The sequence below is a fragment of the Streptomyces sp. NPDC007875 genome, assembly GCF_042868035.1.
GTDB classification, from domain to species: Bacteria; Actinomycetota; Actinomycetes; order Streptomycetales; family Streptomycetaceae; genus Streptomyces; species Streptomyces antimycoticus.
Genome location: NZ_JBIADZ010000045.1, coordinates 23,777 through 40,608, shown reverse-complemented (window position 1 = coordinate 40,608; position 16,832 = coordinate 23,777). Strand labels below are relative to the sequence as shown.

The 16,832-nt window shown below is 72.1% G+C and carries 13 protein-coding genes; 7 read left to right on the top strand and 6 right to left on the bottom strand.

Annotated features, from left to right (window positions below; translation table 11 throughout):
• Window positions 1-54: 54 nt before the first annotated feature.
• Entirely contained in the window at window positions 55-1,365 is a 1,311-nt protein-coding gene (locus ACFYOY_RS45550; protein ID WP_351881463.1) for an ABC transporter substrate-binding protein, read from the bottom strand.
• 171 nt (window positions 1,366-1,536) lie between these two features.
• Here ACFYOY_RS45550 and ACFYOY_RS45545 point away from each other — a divergent pair, with 171 nt between their 5' ends.
• Entirely contained in the window at window positions 1,537-1,983 is a 447-nt protein-coding gene (locus ACFYOY_RS45545; protein WP_059143611.1) for a hypothetical protein, read from the top strand.
• Window positions 1,984-2,015: 32 nt separating this feature from the next.
• Window positions 2,016-2,885, top strand: a complete 870-nt coding sequence (gene purU / locus ACFYOY_RS45540; protein ID WP_351881460.1) for a formyltetrahydrofolate deformylase — start codon at window positions 2,016-2,018, stop codon at window positions 2,883-2,885.
• Between the two features lie 17 nt (window positions 2,886-2,902).
• On the opposite strand, the gene ACFYOY_RS45535 is transcribed toward purU, so the two are convergent.
• Window positions 2,903-4,519, bottom strand: coding sequence for a zf-HC2 domain-containing protein (locus ACFYOY_RS45535; RefSeq protein ID WP_351881457.1), 1,617 nt, complete (start codon window positions 4,517-4,519; stop codon window positions 2,903-2,905).
• A complete protein-coding gene (locus ACFYOY_RS45530; protein WP_351881454.1) occupies window positions 4,516-5,094 on the bottom strand; it encodes a sigma-70 family RNA polymerase sigma factor in 579 nt (192 codons plus the stop codon). The genes ACFYOY_RS45535 and ACFYOY_RS45530 overlap by 4 nt, the downstream gene beginning before the upstream one ends.
• Before the next feature lie 311 nt (window positions 5,095-5,405).
• Here ACFYOY_RS45530 and ACFYOY_RS45525 point away from each other — a divergent pair, with 311 nt between their 5' ends.
• The gene (locus tag ACFYOY_RS45525; RefSeq protein ID WP_014061449.1) at window positions 5,406-5,783 is read left to right on the top strand and encodes an STAS domain-containing protein; all 378 of its coding nucleotides are present in this window, start codon (window positions 5,406-5,408) and stop codon (window positions 5,781-5,783) included.
• 62 nt (window positions 5,784-5,845) lie between these two features.
• Here the strand turns inward: ACFYOY_RS45525 and ACFYOY_RS45520 are convergent, their stop codons facing one another.
• The 3 genes from ACFYOY_RS45520 to ACFYOY_RS45510 form a co-directional block, all read right to left on the bottom strand.
• The gene (locus ACFYOY_RS45520; protein WP_351881451.1) at window positions 5,846-7,201 is read right to left on the bottom strand and encodes a histidine kinase; all 1,356 of its coding nucleotides are present in this window, start codon (window positions 7,199-7,201) and stop codon (window positions 5,846-5,848) included.
• The gene (locus ACFYOY_RS45515; protein WP_351881448.1) at window positions 7,198-7,866 is read right to left on the bottom strand and encodes a response regulator transcription factor; all 669 of its coding nucleotides are present in this window, start codon (window positions 7,864-7,866) and stop codon (window positions 7,198-7,200) included. The genes ACFYOY_RS45520 and ACFYOY_RS45515 overlap by 4 nt, the downstream gene beginning before the upstream one ends.
• 488 nt (window positions 7,867-8,354) lie before the next feature.
• The gene (locus ACFYOY_RS45510; protein WP_351881445.1) at window positions 8,355-9,815 is read right to left on the bottom strand and encodes a helix-turn-helix transcriptional regulator; all 1,461 of its coding nucleotides are present in this window, start codon (window positions 9,813-9,815) and stop codon (window positions 8,355-8,357) included.
• A 67-nt stretch (window positions 9,816-9,882) separates the two neighbouring features.
• Here ACFYOY_RS45510 and ACFYOY_RS45505 point away from each other — a divergent pair, with 67 nt between their 5' ends.
• The 4 genes from ACFYOY_RS45505 (at window position 9,883) to ACFYOY_RS45490 (ending at window position 16,829) form a co-directional block, all read left to right on the top strand.
• On the top strand, window positions 9,883-11,241 hold the full coding sequence (locus ACFYOY_RS45505) for an alpha/beta fold hydrolase (protein WP_351881442.1): 1,359 nt from the start codon (window positions 9,883-9,885) through the stop codon (window positions 11,239-11,241).
• Window positions 11,242-11,392: 151 nt separating this feature from the next.
• On the top strand, window positions 11,393-12,760 hold the full coding sequence (locus tag ACFYOY_RS45500) for a M64 family metallopeptidase (protein WP_351881439.1): 1,368 nt from the start codon (window positions 11,393-11,395) through the stop codon (window positions 12,758-12,760).
• Window positions 12,761-13,274: 514 nt separating this feature from the next.
• Entirely contained in the window at window positions 13,275-14,975 is a 1,701-nt protein-coding gene (locus tag ACFYOY_RS45495) for a serine/threonine-protein kinase (RefSeq protein ID WP_388593796.1), read from the top strand.
• Window positions 14,976-15,062: 87 nt separating this feature from the next.
• Window positions 15,063-16,829 (top strand): serine/threonine-protein kinase, encoded by a 1,767-nt coding sequence (locus ACFYOY_RS45490; protein WP_388593793.1) that lies wholly within the window; start codon window positions 15,063-15,065, stop codon window positions 16,827-16,829.
• The last annotated feature ends 3 nt before the right edge of the window (window positions 16,830-16,832 follow it).

Here is a 16,832-nt window from a genome sequence, read left to right as displayed (position 1 = left end):
GTCCCCGGCCCGGTCCGCCGGGTGTGAGCGGCCCGGCCCATCGGTGCCGGCGGCTCAGTCCGCCGGGTGGTAATGCTCGAGGATCTTGGACACGTTGACGAATCCCTTGCGCACCGCCACCAGTCGGCCGTCGCGCACCATCTGGTAGGTGACGTCCGCGTTCACGATCCGCGAGTAGTTGGGCACGTGCAGCGTGTCGTCGTAGCCCCAGCGCAGCGTCGGCGTCAGCCCGCCGGTGTTGACCGCGTGGCCGTTGTCCAGCGCGTTGCGCACGGTGCGGGCGCTGATGTCGTCGGCCTGCAGGGACATCAGGACCGAGCGCAGCACGGTGTAGCCGATCCAGGTGGTCTGCGTACCGGGGTCGTCCGGGTCGATGCGGTTGTCGTCGAAGGCGTACTTGTTGATGACCTTCTTCATGGGGTTCCAGCGCGCATCGTCCCCGGCCGGGTACCAGCCGGTGGCGTAGGTGCCCTCCAGGGGGCTGGAGCTGCCGCCGGTGGAGTCTATGAGGGACTGCCGGACGCCGCCGAGTATGGAGGCGATCCGCACCTTCGGATGGTTCTCCTGCACCCGGCGGAAGGAGTCGAAGAAGGCGCCGGTGCGGTTGCCGAGCGCCGCGGTGACGCAGGAGCTGTCCAGGGCCGCGCCCTGGGCGGCGCTGCCGAGCGAGCTGTCGGCGCCGACGCTCTTCAGGGCGCTGGTGGCCTGGTTGCTGTAGTCGCCCGCGTCCTCGGGGGCGCGGACGTCACGGGCGGCGTCGCGCCGGCCCGCCCTGAGGCCGGTGTTGAGGAGCTGGGGGAGTTCGTCGCCCGCGATGGTGTCGGGGCGCACGAGCGCGGTGCGCTCGCAGCGGGAGGCCAGCTGACGGCCGTTGCCCACCAGCAGGGCGGCCTGGCCGCCGTTGACCGGATAGGAGTACGGGCTGTCGAACTCCTCCTGCGTCAGGCCGTAGCCGCCTATGTAGGGGATGCCGGCGACCTCCAGCGGGGAGATGAAGGCTCGGCCGTACTGGCTGTAGGAGCCGACGACCGCGACGGCCTTCTCGTCCTTGGCCTGCTGGGCGCAGCGGGCGGCCTGGACGGCGTCGTTGCGCTCGTTGCAGGTGACGACCTGCAGCTTGCGGCCGTGGATGCCACCGGAGTCGTTGACCCAGCGGGCAAATGCCTTCGCCATTGCGGGCATTCCCGGCATATTGGTCGCTTTGGTGCCCTCGGGGGCCCAGGTCATGACGGTGAGGGGGTCGCTGTCGTTCTTGTTCGACAGCACCCCGCCGCAGCCGGTCAGCAGCGACGCGCCGACCGCCGTGCACAGTGCCGCGACGGCGGCTCGGAAGGGGCGGGAGGAGGGGCGTCGCCGACCGGTCATGACAAGCGAGCCTGTCCCGTCGGGAGGAACGGCGCGGCTATGACAAGACAAGGAACGGTGTCCTGGAGGTGAACTCCGGGGGCCGATCCGTCGCCATGTGTGAAGAACGTACGATCGGTGATTGTGCAAGGTTCGGAGAAGTCTTCCCGTCGCGCCCGTCGCTCGACCACCATGGGAGGCATGCCTGTCAACGACATGCCCTGGTGGCGCTGGCGCACCAATGTGCGCTCGGCGCTGCACATGCTCTCGGATCCCGTCTTTCAGCAGGAGTGCTGGCTGGCCGGCCAGGCCGGGTACGGGGATGTGACCGACGCCGTCTACCGGCTCGTCGAGGACACCTGGTTGGACAACTGGTCCGCCGAGAAGTACGTCGGCACGATCTTCCGCGACTCGCAGGAGGCGGCGCTGGTCGATGTCGCCGTGCTGCGGGTGCTGAGGATCATGCACCAGGTGGGCGCGGACGCCCTCGTCTCGGCCTACCTCGAACACCATGGCTGGCCGGAGGCCGTGCGGGCGGCCCGCGAGGCCCATGTGCGGCTGGCCACCAACGACGGCGAGGACCCGGATGTGCCGCCGCGCACCCTCGAAGTACTGGCGATCATGACGCAGGCGGTCTGAACGACGTCGCGGGTGTGGGACGCTATGGAGTCATGAGCGAGCCGCATTCCGTCCCCGACCAGTACATCCTCACGCTGTCGTGCCCTGACAAGCAGGGCATCGTGCACGCCGTGTCGAGCTATCTGTTCATGACCGGCTGCAATATCGAGGACAGCCAGCAGTTCGGGGACCGCGACACCGGGCTCTTCTTCATGCGGGTGGCCTTCCGCGCCGTCTCACCGGTGAAGGAGGAGGATCTGCGGGCCAGCTTCGCGGCGGTCGGCGAGTCCTTTCAGATGGACTGGGAGATCCATCGCGCCGATCGGAAGATGCGCATTCTGCTCATGGTCAGCAAGTTCGGGCACTGCCTGAACGATCTTCTCTTCCGGTCCCGGATCGGCGCGCTGCCGGTCGAGATTGCCGCGGTGGTCTCCAACCACACGGACTTCGAGGAGCTGGTCGGCTCCTACGGGATTCCGTTCCACCACATGCCTGTGACGAAGGACACCAAGCAGGAGGCCGAGGCCCGGCTGCTGGACCTGGTGCGCACGGAGCAGGTCGAGCTGGTGGTGCTGGCCCGCTATATGCAGGTGCTCTCCGACGACCTGTGCAAGGAGCTGTCGGGCCGGATCATCAACATCCACCACAGCTTCCTCCCGAGCTTCAAGGGCGCCAAGCCGTACCACCAGGCGCATGCGCGCGGGGTCAAGCTGATCGGGGCGACGGCCCACTATGTGACCGCCGATCTGGACGAGGGCCCGATCATCGAGCAGGAGGTCGAGCGCGTCGGCCATGAGCTGACCCCCGACCAGCTGGTGGCGGTCGGCCGCGATGTGGAGTGCCAGGCGCTGGCCCGCGCCGTGAAGTGGCACAGCGAGCGCCGGGTGCTGCTCAACGGCCACCGTACGGTCGTCTTCGGCTGATTCGGAGACAGCACGGCTCAGAGGCGTGAGAGGGACGCGGCGGCGAAGAGGACGTCCCGGATCGCCTCGGTGTCCCCGGACAGGCCCGCGGCCGCCTCCTGTGGCGGCACATGCCCGGACGCCAGCAGGTAGAACGCCTCCTGGTCCAGGGCGATCGTCGCCACCGCCTCCTCCGGTGAGGCCACCGCCGCCGGGGAGTCCAGCGCGATGTACCAGTCACCGCCGCCCGTGCCCTCGACCTGCAGATGGAGCGTACGGCCCGGCGTGCCCGCCTCGACCAGCCGGCGGGGCGGGGCCGCGAGCCCGGCCCGGCGCCGCTCGGCCAGCGTCCCCGGGAGCAGTCGGGCACACAGGTCGATCATGGCTCTGAGGTGGGCGGAGGCCGGTGGTTCATAGGGGTAGTCGATGGCCTCGGCGATGTCCCCGGCGTGCACCCAGCATTCGAGGGCGCGGTCGAGGAACGCGTCGCGGATCGGCAGCGCGAAGTCCCCGTACGGCACGTCGAGCTCCGCGACCCCTCGCCCGGCGAAGGACACCGTACGGACCAGGGCATGGCCTTGCTCACGCCACAACTCCCGTACCGCCCCGGGCGGACCGGCCCCGTACGAGGCGCCGGGCTCGTGGTGCCAGTACGCCTCCGTACGTACTTGGGGCGAGCGGGGGGCGTCGGCGCCGAGCGGGTCGGGGAGGCCGAGGGAGGCGGCGATGATGCCGTCGACGACCATCAGATGGCCGATCACCCCGGCGACGGTGGTGTCCCGGCCGGTGAGCCGCCGCCCGTCGAACCACTTGAGCCGCACCGGCGCACGCCACTCGGCCTCGCCCATGTCGCGCAGCAGCGCGTCCAGCCGGGCGGCCTCGGCGTCGTACGCACCGGCCCAGCCGGGCATGGGTATCCGGGCCGGGCGGCGGCCCAGGCAGCCCGCGAGAACGCGGGAGCGGAGCATCGGATCGAGGTCCAGGCTGTGCTCGGTGTGCAGCAGCCCGACGGCGTCGCGCAGCCGCAGCGCCTCCTCGGCGCAGGAGGGGCAGTGGTTGAGATGCGCCTCGACGGCGGCGGTCTCCTCGGGCGAGCACGCGGTCAGCGCCCAGGCGCCGAGCAGCGATCGCAGCAGATCGTGCGAGAGCGGATGGGCCGCCGAGGGCGTGGGCGCCGCCAGCGGCGCGGCCGCGGGCGGGGGCGTGACCGGTGGTGCGGGCGCGGGCAGGGGCGCGGAGGCGGGCGGCTCCGGCGCTGGGCCCGGTTCCGGGTCGCGACTCAGGGCCGGTTCCTGGTCGGGGTCCGAGGTCGGCTCCTGGTCTCGGCCGGGGCCCAGGGCGGACTCCGGCTCGCGGCCCGGAGCGGGCTCCGCCTCGGGGTTCGCGGCCGGTTTCGGGGCGGGCTCCGGCGCCCGCCCCGCCGGTGTCTCGTCCGCGGTGGGCGGGCGCGGGGCGGGGATTCCGCCGTCCAGGGCACCCGGCCAGTGGCCGCTGTCCTCGGCGGCCGACCGCGGCGGCGGTATGCGGGGTGGCCCGGCGGGGTGGGACGGCAGACCCGGGTCGCTGCCCCGTCCGGGCCCGTCTCTCCCGTCCCCGGGGCCGGAGCTCTCGCCGTAGGCGTCGTCGTACGGGTCCGGCCCGCCGCGCCCGGTCACAGCGCCCGTCCGTAGCCGGGAGGCGAGACCGCGCGGGGCGGCTGGACATGGGCCGTGGAGAGCAGCTGGAGGCCCAGCCGGAGGCGGCGCCTGGCCTCGTCCTCGGTCACCCCGAGGGCGGCCGCGGCCTCGCGGTAGTCGCGGCGGTCGAAGTAGGCGAGTTCCAGGGCGGCACGCAGCGGGGCGGGCATCGAGGTGACGATGTAGTCGGCACGGGCGGCCACGGACACCTCGCGGATCCGCTCCTCAAGGGCCTCGGCCGTGAGCGTGCGCCCGTCGGCCGGGGTGGTCTGCGACTCGCGCAGCCGGTGCACCGCCTGGCGCTGGGTGAGCATGGCGATCCAGGCGCGCAGCGAGCCCTGCTGGGGGTCGTACGCGTCCGGGTTCTCCCAGACGTAGCCGAAGACTTCCCGGGTGACGCGGTCGGCGGCCGTCTCGTCCTCCAGGACCCGATGCGCCAGATTATGGACAAGCGAGGCGAATCGGTCATAGAGCTCGGCGAGTGCGGCCGCTTCGCCGCGCGCCAGGCGCTGTTGCATCCTGCGGTCCCAGCGGGGCGGTGCGTCATTCGCCATGCGGCCCCCATTCCCGAGTCGTCCGGCCGGCCCTCCAGGCACTATGCCCACGTTCATATCGAATGTAATGCCGGTTGCTCACACAACACGCGTCCATCAGGCAAAGTGCGCGAGAAACGAGCCGCGCATGGTATTGGCGCGGTCGCTTTGCGCAGCAACGGGGAGACGAAACGCTTCGGCGCGGCATAGGGTCGTCCCTCAAGGCGTATGCCTGGGGGAGTTTCATGCGCCGACGGGCGGGCAGCCGCCCGGGAACAGCAAATTCCGGTTAGGGGCGAGCGAAGGGCTTCGGGCGCGTGACGTTGAAGGTGATGGAGGACCGGCGGGGGGAGTGGGTCGTTCTCCAGGTCTCGGGAGAGATGGACCTGGTGACCTCGCCCGCAGTCCGGCAGCACATCCACGACGCGGTCGCCGAGGGCCGCCACTGGCTGGTTCTGGACCTCTCGGAGGTTCGCTTCTGCGACTCCAGCGGGGTCGGCGTACTGATCGCGGCGCGTCGGCTGATGCGGTCGTGCTCGGGGCGGCTGCGGCTGATCCTGCCGCCGCAGGATGCCGCGCACGGTTCGCATGTGCACCGGGTGCTGGCGGCCCTGGGGGTGCGGCGGCTGTTCGACGTCTATCCCGACCTGGGAGCCGCCACGGAGCTGGACGGGGACGACGAGGAGGCGGCCGACCCGCTGTCCGCCTAGGGGCGTTCGCGCTCGTCCGCCCAGGGGCGCTCGTCCGCCGCCCACGGCTGTTCGTGGTCCGCTCATGCCTTTCCCGTGACGCGCGGGGTCTTGGGGAAGTCGGCCCGTACGACGAAGCCGCCCTCCTCCGTTGGCCCTGCCTCCAGGGTGCCGCCCAGTAGTTGTGCGCGCTCCCGCAGCCCGACCAGGCCGTGACCGCCGCCCGGCAGCCCCGGGGCCACGGCGGAGGCGTCGGGCGGCCCATTGCGCACCTCGACCCGCAGGCCCCGTGTCTCCTCCGCTTTCTCAGCCGCCTCTTGAGCCGCGCCTCCAGCCGCCGTTCGAGCCGCGCCTTTGGCCGCCTCCGCGTCGTTCACCCGTACCGTCACCCGCGCCCCCGGCGCGTGCTTGCGGACGTTGGTCAGCGCCTCCTGGACGATGCGGAAGGCGGCCCGTTCCACGGCCTCCGGATGGCCCGGACGCCGCGTCGCGTCGTCCGTCTCGAAGCTGACGTCCAGCGCGCTGAGTTCGATCAGCCGGGGCAGATCCGCCAGCCGGGGCTGAGGGGTCAGCTCCTCGTGGTCGCCGCCCGCCGCGCGCAGGATGCCGACCATATGGCGGAGTTCGTCCAGAGTCCGTACGGACAGTTCGCGGATCGTCCGCGCGCCCTCCCGCGCCTTCGCGTCCTCCGCGCTGATCTGCACCGCCCCGGCCTGCAGGCTGATGAGGCTGACCTGATGGGCGACCACGTCGTGCATCTCGCGGGCGAGCCGGGCGCGTTCGGTGGACAGCACCTGCTCGGCGATCAGCTCGTCCGCATGGCGGCGGCTGCGGGTCAGATCCTCGATCCGGGCGGCGAGTTCCCCTCGCGTACGCACCAGGAGGCCCAGCGCGATGGGCCCCACCGAGGTCACGCACGCGTCGATGAGTGTGAGGGTGTTCTCCCGGTACGCGGTCGGCTCGAAGTCGGAGACCGGCCAGGGGATGAAGTGCGCGGCGGCCAGCAGCAGCGCGGAGATCCCCAGCAGTCGGCGGTTGGGGCGGAGCAGGGCCACCGTGTAGAGGGCGATCATCGGCGCGAACCATACGTAGCCGATGAGGATCCCCGGCAGCGTGATCAGGAAGACCAGCGCGGGCAGCCGTCGGCGCACCAGCAGTGCGGCCGCCGCGGCCAGTGAGACGTTGAGCTCCAGCCCGAAGGTGATGCCGTTGACGAGCAGCGCGTCGGCCACCGCGAGGAGGACGGGGACGATCAGCGACCCCCAGCGCATGACCCGGCGCGGCGGCCGCCACCGGCCGGCGGAGACGGGCGACGGCGAGGCGACGGAGGAGGCAGGCGAGGGAGAGGGGGCGGCGGAGGCAGGCGCGGGCGGCGAGGCCGGGGACGCGCCCGGCGTGCCCGGGGACGAACCGTGGGGCGGCAGCGGCGAGACGGTCATCGGGCGCCGCCTATCGGCGGCCGGCTCGTGACGAGTCCGGCGCGGTCGGCGACGATCGCGGCCTGGACGCGGTTGAGCCCGCCCAGCTTGCCGAGCATCGCCCGCACATGGTCCTTGACGGTGCTGGGCGCCAGCCCCATCCGCTCGGCGATCTGGGGATTGGCCAGCCCCTCGCCCAGCAGCGCCAGCACCTCGCGTTCGCGCGGGGTGAGCGCCTCGACGGCCTCGGCGGCCGTCGCCTCCGCCTCGGCGGCGAGATAGCCGCCGATCACGGCGCGGGTGACGGCCGGGTCGAGGACGCTGCCGCCCTCGGCGAGGGTGCGTACGGCCCGTACGAGCTGTTCCGGATCGGTGTCCTTGAGGAGGAAGCCCGCGGCTCCGGCGCGCAGCGCGGCCGCGAGGTACTCCTGGACGTCGAAGGTCGTCAGCATGGCCACGGCGGGGGAGCGGGGCGCGGCCCGCAACTGTCTGAGCACGGTGAGCCCGTCGGCATCCGGCATCCGGATGTCGAGGAGGACCACGTCGGCCTTGCTGCCCAGCACCGTGGCCACCGCGGAGGCTCCGGAACATTCCGCCACCACGTCGATGTCCGGGGCCGTGCCCAGGATCAGTCGCAGACCGGATCGTACGAGCGCTTCGTCGTCCACAACAGCAACACGAATCACCGGCCGCTCCCTCTCCTCAGCTGTCATGCCCATTGCCCGGACAGCCTGCCTCATCGGAGAGCGAATATGGAGTGGTTGGCTCCGTCAGTGGGCGGGAACACCCCCGCCGACCGGCGGGGGTGACGGACGCCCAATGGTGGATTTCCCCGGCGGCTGCGGCCAGGCAGAGTGGATATCAAGCCGCATCACCCCGTGGGGTCGTCCCGAAACCCCAGCCCCGTGAACGCGCCGGAGTGCCTCCCGATGCGCGGTCGGCGGAAACGGCAGGCGGAGTGTTGCCGCGGTCAGGCCGCCGCGACCCCCACACGCGGCGGCCTGACTCGTTTTCTCCGACCGCCCGCTATGTGGTGCGCCCCCGACCAGGCGCCCCACCGGCGACCCGGGCGCCGGTCTCCGACCGGTGGCCCAGGCGCCGCCCGGCCCCCCGAGAAGGTACGGGGAGGGGCCGGGTGGGCGGTCGGTTGGGGCGGGGAGGGCCGATGGACGCCTCACATGGGGGGCTCGGCGGGGGCCGGGCCCAGGGTGGTGGTGCCGGGCGCGGCGCGGTGGCCGAGCCCGGTGCGGTAGGCGTCCATCGCGGCCTCCAGACGGCCCTCCCGGCGCAGCAGGTCGCCCAGCAGCCGGCACAGGTCGGCCAGGTCACCGGCCGCGCCGGTGCGTTCGAGCAGGGACAGCGCCGCGCAGTAGTGCTCCTCCGCGGCCTCGGCGTCGCCCCGTTCGTCCGCGATCAGACCCAGCAGCCGGTGTGCGCCGCCCGCGTGGACCGCGCCGCGGTCCGCGGTCAGCCCGACCTCGTCCGTCGCGTCGCCCGGCTCTCCGGGGGCGTCCGCGGCCCCCTCGGCGGGGGTGCGGGCCAGCAGCGGCAGCAAGAGGGCCTCCGCGTCGGCCGTACGGCCGCGACGGCGCAGCACATCTGCCAACTCGACCTCGACCTGCACGGTGAACAGCGCGGCCCGCTTGGAGGCCAGCATGTCCCGGGCGGTGCGCAGTTCGCGCTCGGCGCGCTCCAGATTGCCGTCCTGGGCGTGCACATAGCCGCGCATCCAGTGGCAGTGCGCCAGGTCGGTGTGGATGCGCAGCTGCTCGTACAGCTCCTGCGCCTTGGCCAGGGAGGCATCGGCCTCGGCGGTGCGCCCCTCGGCGATCAGGGTGCGGGCCACCCCGCGGTGCATCCGGGCGATGAGCCCCGGGTCGTCCACGCTCGGGGCCAGCGCGAGCGCCAACTCGGCGGCGCGTACGGCACGGGCGTGCGCCCCCATGTCCATATAGGGCGCGATGGCCGCCGTATAGAGCAACAGCAGTGCGTACGGATCGTGCAGCCCGGAGGCGTTGAGCTCGTCGATGGCGCTCTCCAGCAGATAGCAGGAGTAGCGCAGTTCGCCCGCGAGGAGATGGGCCACGGCCCGGCCGCGGATCGCGGGGATCCGGCGGGGCAGCGGCTCACCGGCGAGCAGCCGCTCCACGGCCTCGAAGTGGTCGCGCGCGACGGTGAGTTCACCGGTCTCCAGCGCGCAGTCACCGAGCCCCAGCAGGGCCGCCCCCCGCTCCTCGGCGAACCCGAGCCGCTCCGCCTCGTCGCGCACCTCCGCGAAGAGCTCGGCGGCGTCCTCGGCGGCGCCGGTCGCCAGGGCCCGCCGGGCGTCGGTGACGGCGGCGCGCAGCCGGGTGGCGTCACGGGGTGAGCGGCCGGTGGTCAGCTCCTCGTAGCTGACCCCGAGCCGGTCCGCGAGATGGCGCAGCGCGGCCTCGGAGGGGCGCACCTTCCCGGCCTCGAGGGTGGAGACATAGGCGGCGGTGTAGGCGGGTTCGGCCAGCTGCCGCTGGGTGAAGCCGCGTTCCGTGCGGAGTCTGAGAACCCGGCGCCCTATCTCGGTGGTCGATTCCGCCCCCGCGGCCGCCCCCGTCACCGTTCCCGCCGCCCGCCCGTCACCGGCGCTTCTGTCGGCCACCGTGCCCTCTTCTCCCCGGCGGTAGCTTAAGCGCCGGGCTAAGTTCATTTAACGTGAGGATTGAAGGATGCAGCAGGCAAGCACAGCGGTACCGGCCGGGCCGGGCGCCGTGACGACCGTCCGTCAGCCGGAACTGCTCCTCGCCGACTATCACTTCGACGTACCGCTCGACCATAAGGCTCCCGAGGGCGAGCTGATCCGGCTTTACGCACGAGAGGTCGTCGCCGCGGAGAAAACTGGTGCCGAGCGCGACCGGCTCCCCTGGCTGGTTTACCTCCAGGGCGGGCCCGGCTGCGGCGCGGACCGTCCGGTGGGCCGCTACGGCTGGCTGGACCGTGCGCTCGACGAATACCGCGTGCTCCTCCTCGACCAGCGCGGAACCGGCCGCTCCACCCCGGCCAACCGTCAGACCCTGCCGCTGCGCGGCGGCCCCTCGGAACAGGCCGAGTACCTCTCCCATTTCCGCGCCGACGCGATCGTCCGCGACTGCGAGCTGATCCGGCGCCGGCTCATCGGGGACCGCCCGTGGACCGTCCTCGGCCAGAGCTTCGGCGGCTTCTGCGCCGTGAGCTATCTGTCCCACGCGCCCGAGGGACTCGACGCGGTCCTGATCGCCGGCGGACTGCCCGCGATCGACCCCGACACCGACGTGGACGCCGTCTACCGGGCCGCCTACCCGCGGATGGAACGCAAGATCCTCGCCCACTACGCCCGCTATCCGCGCGACGCCGCCACCGTCCGTGCCCTCGTGCGGCATCTGACCGACCACGAGGAGGTCCTGACGGACGGGACCCGGCTCACCGTCCCCGCCCTCCAGCAGCTCGGCTTCCTGCTCGGCACCGGCGACGGATCGCACCGGCTGCACTACCTCCTGGAGGACGCGTTCGTCCCCACCGCCGACGGGCCGCGGCTGGGCGACGCCTTCCGCGAGCAGGTGGCGGCGGTGCTCTCCCGCGCCGCCACCCCGCTGTTCAGCCTCCTGCTGGAGTCCATCTACGCCCAGGACGGCCGGGCCACGCACTGGTCCGCGGAGCGGGTCCGCGCCGAATTCCCCGCGTTCGACGCCGGTAAGGCGGTCACGGAGGACCGTCCGGTGCTCCTTACGGGCGAGACGGTGCACCCCTGGATGCTGGACACCCACGCCGCGCTGCGTCCGCTGCGCCGCACCGCCGAGCTGCTCGCCGAGCGCACCGGCTGGGGCCCGCTGTACGACACCGGGCGGCTGGCCCGTAACACCGTGCCGGTGGCCGCCGTGATCTACCACGACGACCTGTACGTGGACACGGCGCACTCCCTGGCCACCGCCCGGGCGATCCGGGGCGTGCGCACCTGGGTGACGGACGAGTTCGAGCACGACGGGATCCGGGCCGGCGGCCGGCGGGTGCTGGACCGGCTGCTGGGGCTGGTGCGTGACGAGAGGGGATGACGAGCGGTGAGGGCTCCACATGGTTGTGCGGTGCCCGGTTTCCTAGCCACTTCCCTAATTACCATTGCCCACGACCCCCGGACCCCTTAGGTTGAGCGGCGAATTAATCCTGTTTAACTGGCCGCTTATCGCGAAGACTTGGGGAGTCACCGTGCGCAGACGCATACGGAGCCGCATACGCAGCCGCATCTCCCTGCGCACCGCGGCCGCCGCCGGAGGCATCGTCCTGGCGGCGGCCGCAGCCATGACCGGGCCGGCCACCGCCTCGCCGGGAGCGGCCGACCCGTCCAGCCCGGCTGGCGCGCGCTCGTCGCAGCGCGCCCTGGACGTGGAGTACTTCACCGGCCCGGGCGCCCACCCCCGCCACACCGAGGTCCCGGCGGCCGCCCCCGAGCGGCTGAACCGCGCCGCCCGTTCGCTGTCCGCCAAGGAGACCGCCGCCGACGGCAAGGTCGCCTCGCTCATCGGCAACGGCACCACGGCCGACAAGCTGGACGTCGTGTTCATCGGCGACGGCTACACCGCCGGCCAGCAGGCGGACTTCCAGGCCGACGCGCGCTCCAAGTGGGACCAGATGTCCGCCGTGGAGCCGTACGCCTCGTACAAGGACCTCTTCAACGTCTGGACCGTGGACGCCGTCTCCAACCAGTCCGGCGTCTCCGGCGACCCGTCCAGGGACGTCGTCAAGGACACCGCCCTCGGCTCGTACTTCTGGTGCGACGACATCGAGCGGCTGCTGTGCGTCGACACCGCCAAGGTCGAGTCGTACGCGGCCAAGGCGCCCGAGGCCGATCTCGTGGTCGTGCTGTCCAACTCCACCAAGTACGGCGGTGCGGGCTACACCCTCACCTCGCAGGTCGGCTACGACGGCATCGCCACCGCCTCCTCCGACCACGCCGACTCCGACCAGATCGCGGTCCATGAGACCGGCCACTCGCTCGGCAAGCTGGCCGACGAGTACTTCTACCCGGAGTACGGCACCTACACCGGCGCCGAGCCCGACGAGGGCAACGCCACCAAGCTCACCGCGGACCAGATGACCGCCCAGCAGAAGAAGTGGTACCGCTGGATCGGCCAGACCTCGCCCGACGGCGGCACGGTCGGCGCCTACGAGGGCGGCCGCTACTACCCCAAGGGCATCAACCGGCCCACCGACAACTCGATCATGCGCACCCTGGGGCGGGAGTTCAGCCTCCCCGGCCGCGAGGCGATGATCGCGGGCTTCAACAGCCACGCCAGCGTGCTCAGCAGCCGTACGGCCACCACCACGGCCCTCGAGCGGTCGGCGGGCATCCAGGTGAGCATCCCCAAGAGCGCATCGCTGAAGTGGTACGTGGACGGCGTGGAGGTCGCCGCCGCGAGCGGTAAGACGAGCGTCACCCCGGCCACGCTGGGCGTCCCGAGCGACGGGGCGACCCACACCGTCACCGCGAAGGCGACGGACGGCACGAGTGCGGTGAAGGACCCGGCACTGCGCAAGCTGCTGAGCGACTCCCGTACCTGGAAGGTCACGAACTGACCCTTCCGCCCCCCTGACTGGCCGCCCCGTGGACCCCCGCCGCGGGGCGGCCCTCCCTTTTTGGAGGCTCGGTTCGCCTCCGGGGCGCATAAGTCGCTGTCGATGGTCGACCGTGCTCGGCCCCTTCGTTCCTCAGGGGCCTGCGCGCGCTCTCCCTTCCGACAGCGACGCGCCCCTTCGGCTCGCCCCCAGCTACCGCCGGGGGTTCCCCCGGCCGGTAAGACCAAGGATCCGGGAGCTCTACGGCACCCTGCGGCGTACCCCAGCACCGGTGGGAGGTGCCCCGGCCGGACGACCCGAGTGCCCGGATGCTCTATGGCACCCGGCCCTTTGGGTTGGCTCGGGTGCAAATGCCCGGAAGGGCGAAGTTGCCCGATGGGGGCGGCCGCGGTCCGCCCCTTTAACATCGGCATGACCTACGTTCCTCCATGCCGCGCCCATGCTCAATCGCCCGTAAGGGCGGCTCCGTGGTCCGGTGTTCGAGGGCTTCGATGGGGTGAGGCAAGATGAGCCCATGGGTACCGGGGGAGAAGGCCGTCTGATCGCCAACCGCTACCGCCTGGCCACGCGGCTGGGACGCGGCGGAATGGGGACGGTCTGGCGGGCCGTCGACGAGCTTCTGGGCCGTGATGTCGCGGTCAAGGAACTCCATGTGGACGAGGGGCTCACGGCCTTCGATTCGCAGCTGCGTGGCGAGCGCACCCTGCGCGAGGCCCGGACCGTCGCACAGATCAAGCATCCGAACGTGATCGTGCTCCACGATGTGATCGAGGAGGACGAATGCGCCTGGATCGTCATGGAGTTGGTCGACGGGCTCTCGCTCGCCGACCGGTTGAGCGCGCACGGTCCCGTCGGGGCGCGTGAGGCGGGGCGGATCGCGGCCGCGCTGCTGGACGCCTTGCGGGCCGCGCACGCGCGCGGGGTGCTGCACCGGGACATCAAGCCCGCCAATGTGCTGGTGGAGTCCGGCACCGGCCGGGTCGTGCTGACGGACTTCGGGATCGCGCAGGTCACCGGGTCCACCACGATCACCGAGACCGGTTCGTTCGTGGGCTCGCCCGAGTACACCGCGCCGGAGCGGATGTCGGGGCGTCGCACCGGGCCGGAGTCGGACCTGTGGTCGCTCGGGGTGCTGCTCTGCACGCTGGTGCGCGGTGAATCCCCGTTCCATCGCGAGTCCCTGGCCGCGGTGCTGCACGCCGTGGTCTTCGACGAGATCCCCATGCCCGAGGCGGCCGGACCGCTGAAGCCGGTCATCGAGGGGCTGTTGCGGCGGGATCCGGAGGAGCGGCTGAGCGGCGACGAGGTCGAGCGGATGCTGCGGATGGCCCAGGAGGTGGGCGACACCCCGGAGATCCCCCTGGAGTACACCCCGACCCAGCCCAGCGTGCCGATCGGGCCCGACGGCCGGGGCTCTTCGGCGTTCGTGCCCGCTCCCGTTCCCCTCCCTGCCCCCGCCCCGGCGGGGGCGCCCGCGTCCGCCTCCGTCCCGGCGGCCGCCCCGGCCGCCCGGGCCCGTTCGGGTCGTGGCGCGCGCCGCCGTGCCGTCCTTACGGCGGCCGCCGCGGTGGTCGCGCTCGCCGGTGTGGCCGCGGGCGTCGTGGCGCTGCTGGACGACGGGGGCGGTGACGGTGGCACGGCGAAGGGCGGGGGTGCGAGCCAGAGCGCCGACGAGGGGGGTTCGCGGAGCCCGAGCGCCCCTGAGAAGGCGCCGCAGCGTCCCGTGAAGGACGCCGATTCCACGGCGGGCTCCTCGGCCCGGATCCCCGACGGCTATGAGCTGGTCAAGGACCCGCTCGGTTTCTCGCTCGCCGTGCCCGAGGGGTTCGCCCGCGAGTACAAGGCGCCCCGGGTCTACTACAACTCGCCCGGTATGGAGTTCCGGATCGGGATCCATGTCCAGGAGCAGAGCGCCGAGGGTCCGCTGGGGCTCAGCCGTAAGGCGGATGCCAAGGGCCCGCAGGACTATCCGGGATACCGCAGCGGCCAGGTCATCGAGACGGAGCACAACGGCCGCCCCGCCGCCCTGTGGGCGTTCATCTGGAACGGCTCGGCCGACGACGGGGGCTCACGCCAGACATACGACTTGAGCTGGAACGAAAACGGGAAAATGTACGACCTGTGGCTGTCCGCCCCGGTTGGCGAGAAGTCCGTGGGTAAGCAGCATTTCGACACCGCCGCCGCCACGTTCTCGCGCCCCGGCGCGGCGAACTGAACGGGGTCGCAACGGCTTTGTCACGAGCGTCCACGGCGGCTTCCCAGCAGTGGCGGAGGGTGCCGCACCCTGGGTAATGATGGGCGCATGACGAACGACGGGGGACGGGCGAACGAGCCCACCAGCTACAGCCTGCGACCGCCGCACGCGCCGGTCGCCCCGGTGCCGGCGCCCCAGCCGCCGCCCGAGGCGCCCCAGCAGCCGGGCCGGTCGGCCGGGGCGGCGGGGCCGTCTTCGGGCGCGTACGAGCCGACGCGGTTCGCCGATCCGCGCAGCGGCTCCCAGCCGTCCGCCGGAGAGCCACACGCGGGACAGCAACCTGCCCCCGGCGCCCGGGACTCGAACAGCGGGCGGCTCATCGGCGGCCGCTATCAGCTCGTCTCCCGGCTCGGTCACGGCGGTATGGGCACCGTCTGGCGGGCGCATGACCAGATCGTGGACCGCGATGTCGCGGTCAAGGAGCCGCGCGTCCCCGACGATCTCCCCGAGCGCGAGCGGCAGACCGTCTACCAGCGGATGCAGCGCGAGGCGCGCGCCGCGGCCCGGATCGACCACCCCTCCATCGTCAGCGTCCATGACGTGGTCGTCGAGGACGGCCGCCCCTGGATCGTGATGGAGCTGGTGCGCGGCCAGTCGCTGGGCGACCGGCTGATGGAGGGCACGCTGGATCCGCGCGAGGCGGCCCGGATCGGCCTCGCCGTGCTCGGCGCGCTGGCGGCGGCGCATGAGGCGGGCGTGCTGCACCGCGATGTGAAGCCGGACAATGTGCTGCTCGGCCGGAGCGAGCGGGTGGTGCTCACCGACTTCGGCATCGCGCAGATCGAGGGTGAGCAGAGGCTCACCGAGACGGGGGGCTTCGTCGGCTCGCCCGAGTTCATCGCGCCTGAGCGGGTGCTGGGCCAGCGGCCGGGGCCGGAGTCCGACCTGTGGTCGCTCGGCGTGGTGCTGTACGCGGCGGTCGAGGGCATGTCCCCGTTCCGCCGCTCCCACGCCCCCGCGACGCTTCAGGCCGTGCTCGGCTCCGAACCGCAGGTCCCCGCGCGCGCCACCGGGCCGCTCGCCACGCTGATCATGCAACTGCTGCGCAAGGACCCGGCGATGCGCCCGGCGGCGCCCGAGGTGCGGCAGGCTCTGGAGGCGGCGGCACGCGAGCCGCAGTCGGTGCCCACGATGCTCGCGTCGGCCGGATTCGCACCGGGCGGCGGCGGGCAGTCCGCCGGCAGCCGCTTCGTGCCGCCGATCCTGCACAAGAACCGTAAGGCGCAGTTCGGGTTGGGCGGTCTGGTGCTGGTGGTGGCGGCCGCCGTGGTGCTGGTGGTCATGAAGCCGTTCTCCAGTGAGGGGCTGCCGGCCGGCTGGACGGTCCGGGAGGAGCGCGATGTCGTGGGCGCGTCCCTGGCCGTGCCCGGCGAGTACCGGCGGGTCCAGGACGACAGCGACTCGGACAACCCGGTGGTCACCTACTACGACCCCAGCGGTGTCTTCACCGTGTCCCTGAGGCGTTCCACACCCGACGGCGAGAACGACCCCGCGAGCCTCGACGCGGCGGCGGACCAGATCGTCGCCTTCTACAAGGACGGCGGCGGGTCGACGGTCGAGGACGCCATGAGCGAGACGACCAAGACCGAGCAGCAGGGGAAGGAGGCGCGGGACGTCACCACCTCGTATCTGCCGTACGGCACCAGCAGCAACAAGAACCCCATCCGGTACCAGAAGCGCGATCACCTCTACGTCAACAAGGCCAAGGTCGCGTGGGATCTGACGGTCTCCATCCCCGCCGACGGCGACGCCCATGAGGAGGGCGCGAAGCTGTACGAGCGGATCGTGCGGAATCTGAAGATCGACAAGCTCTGAGGG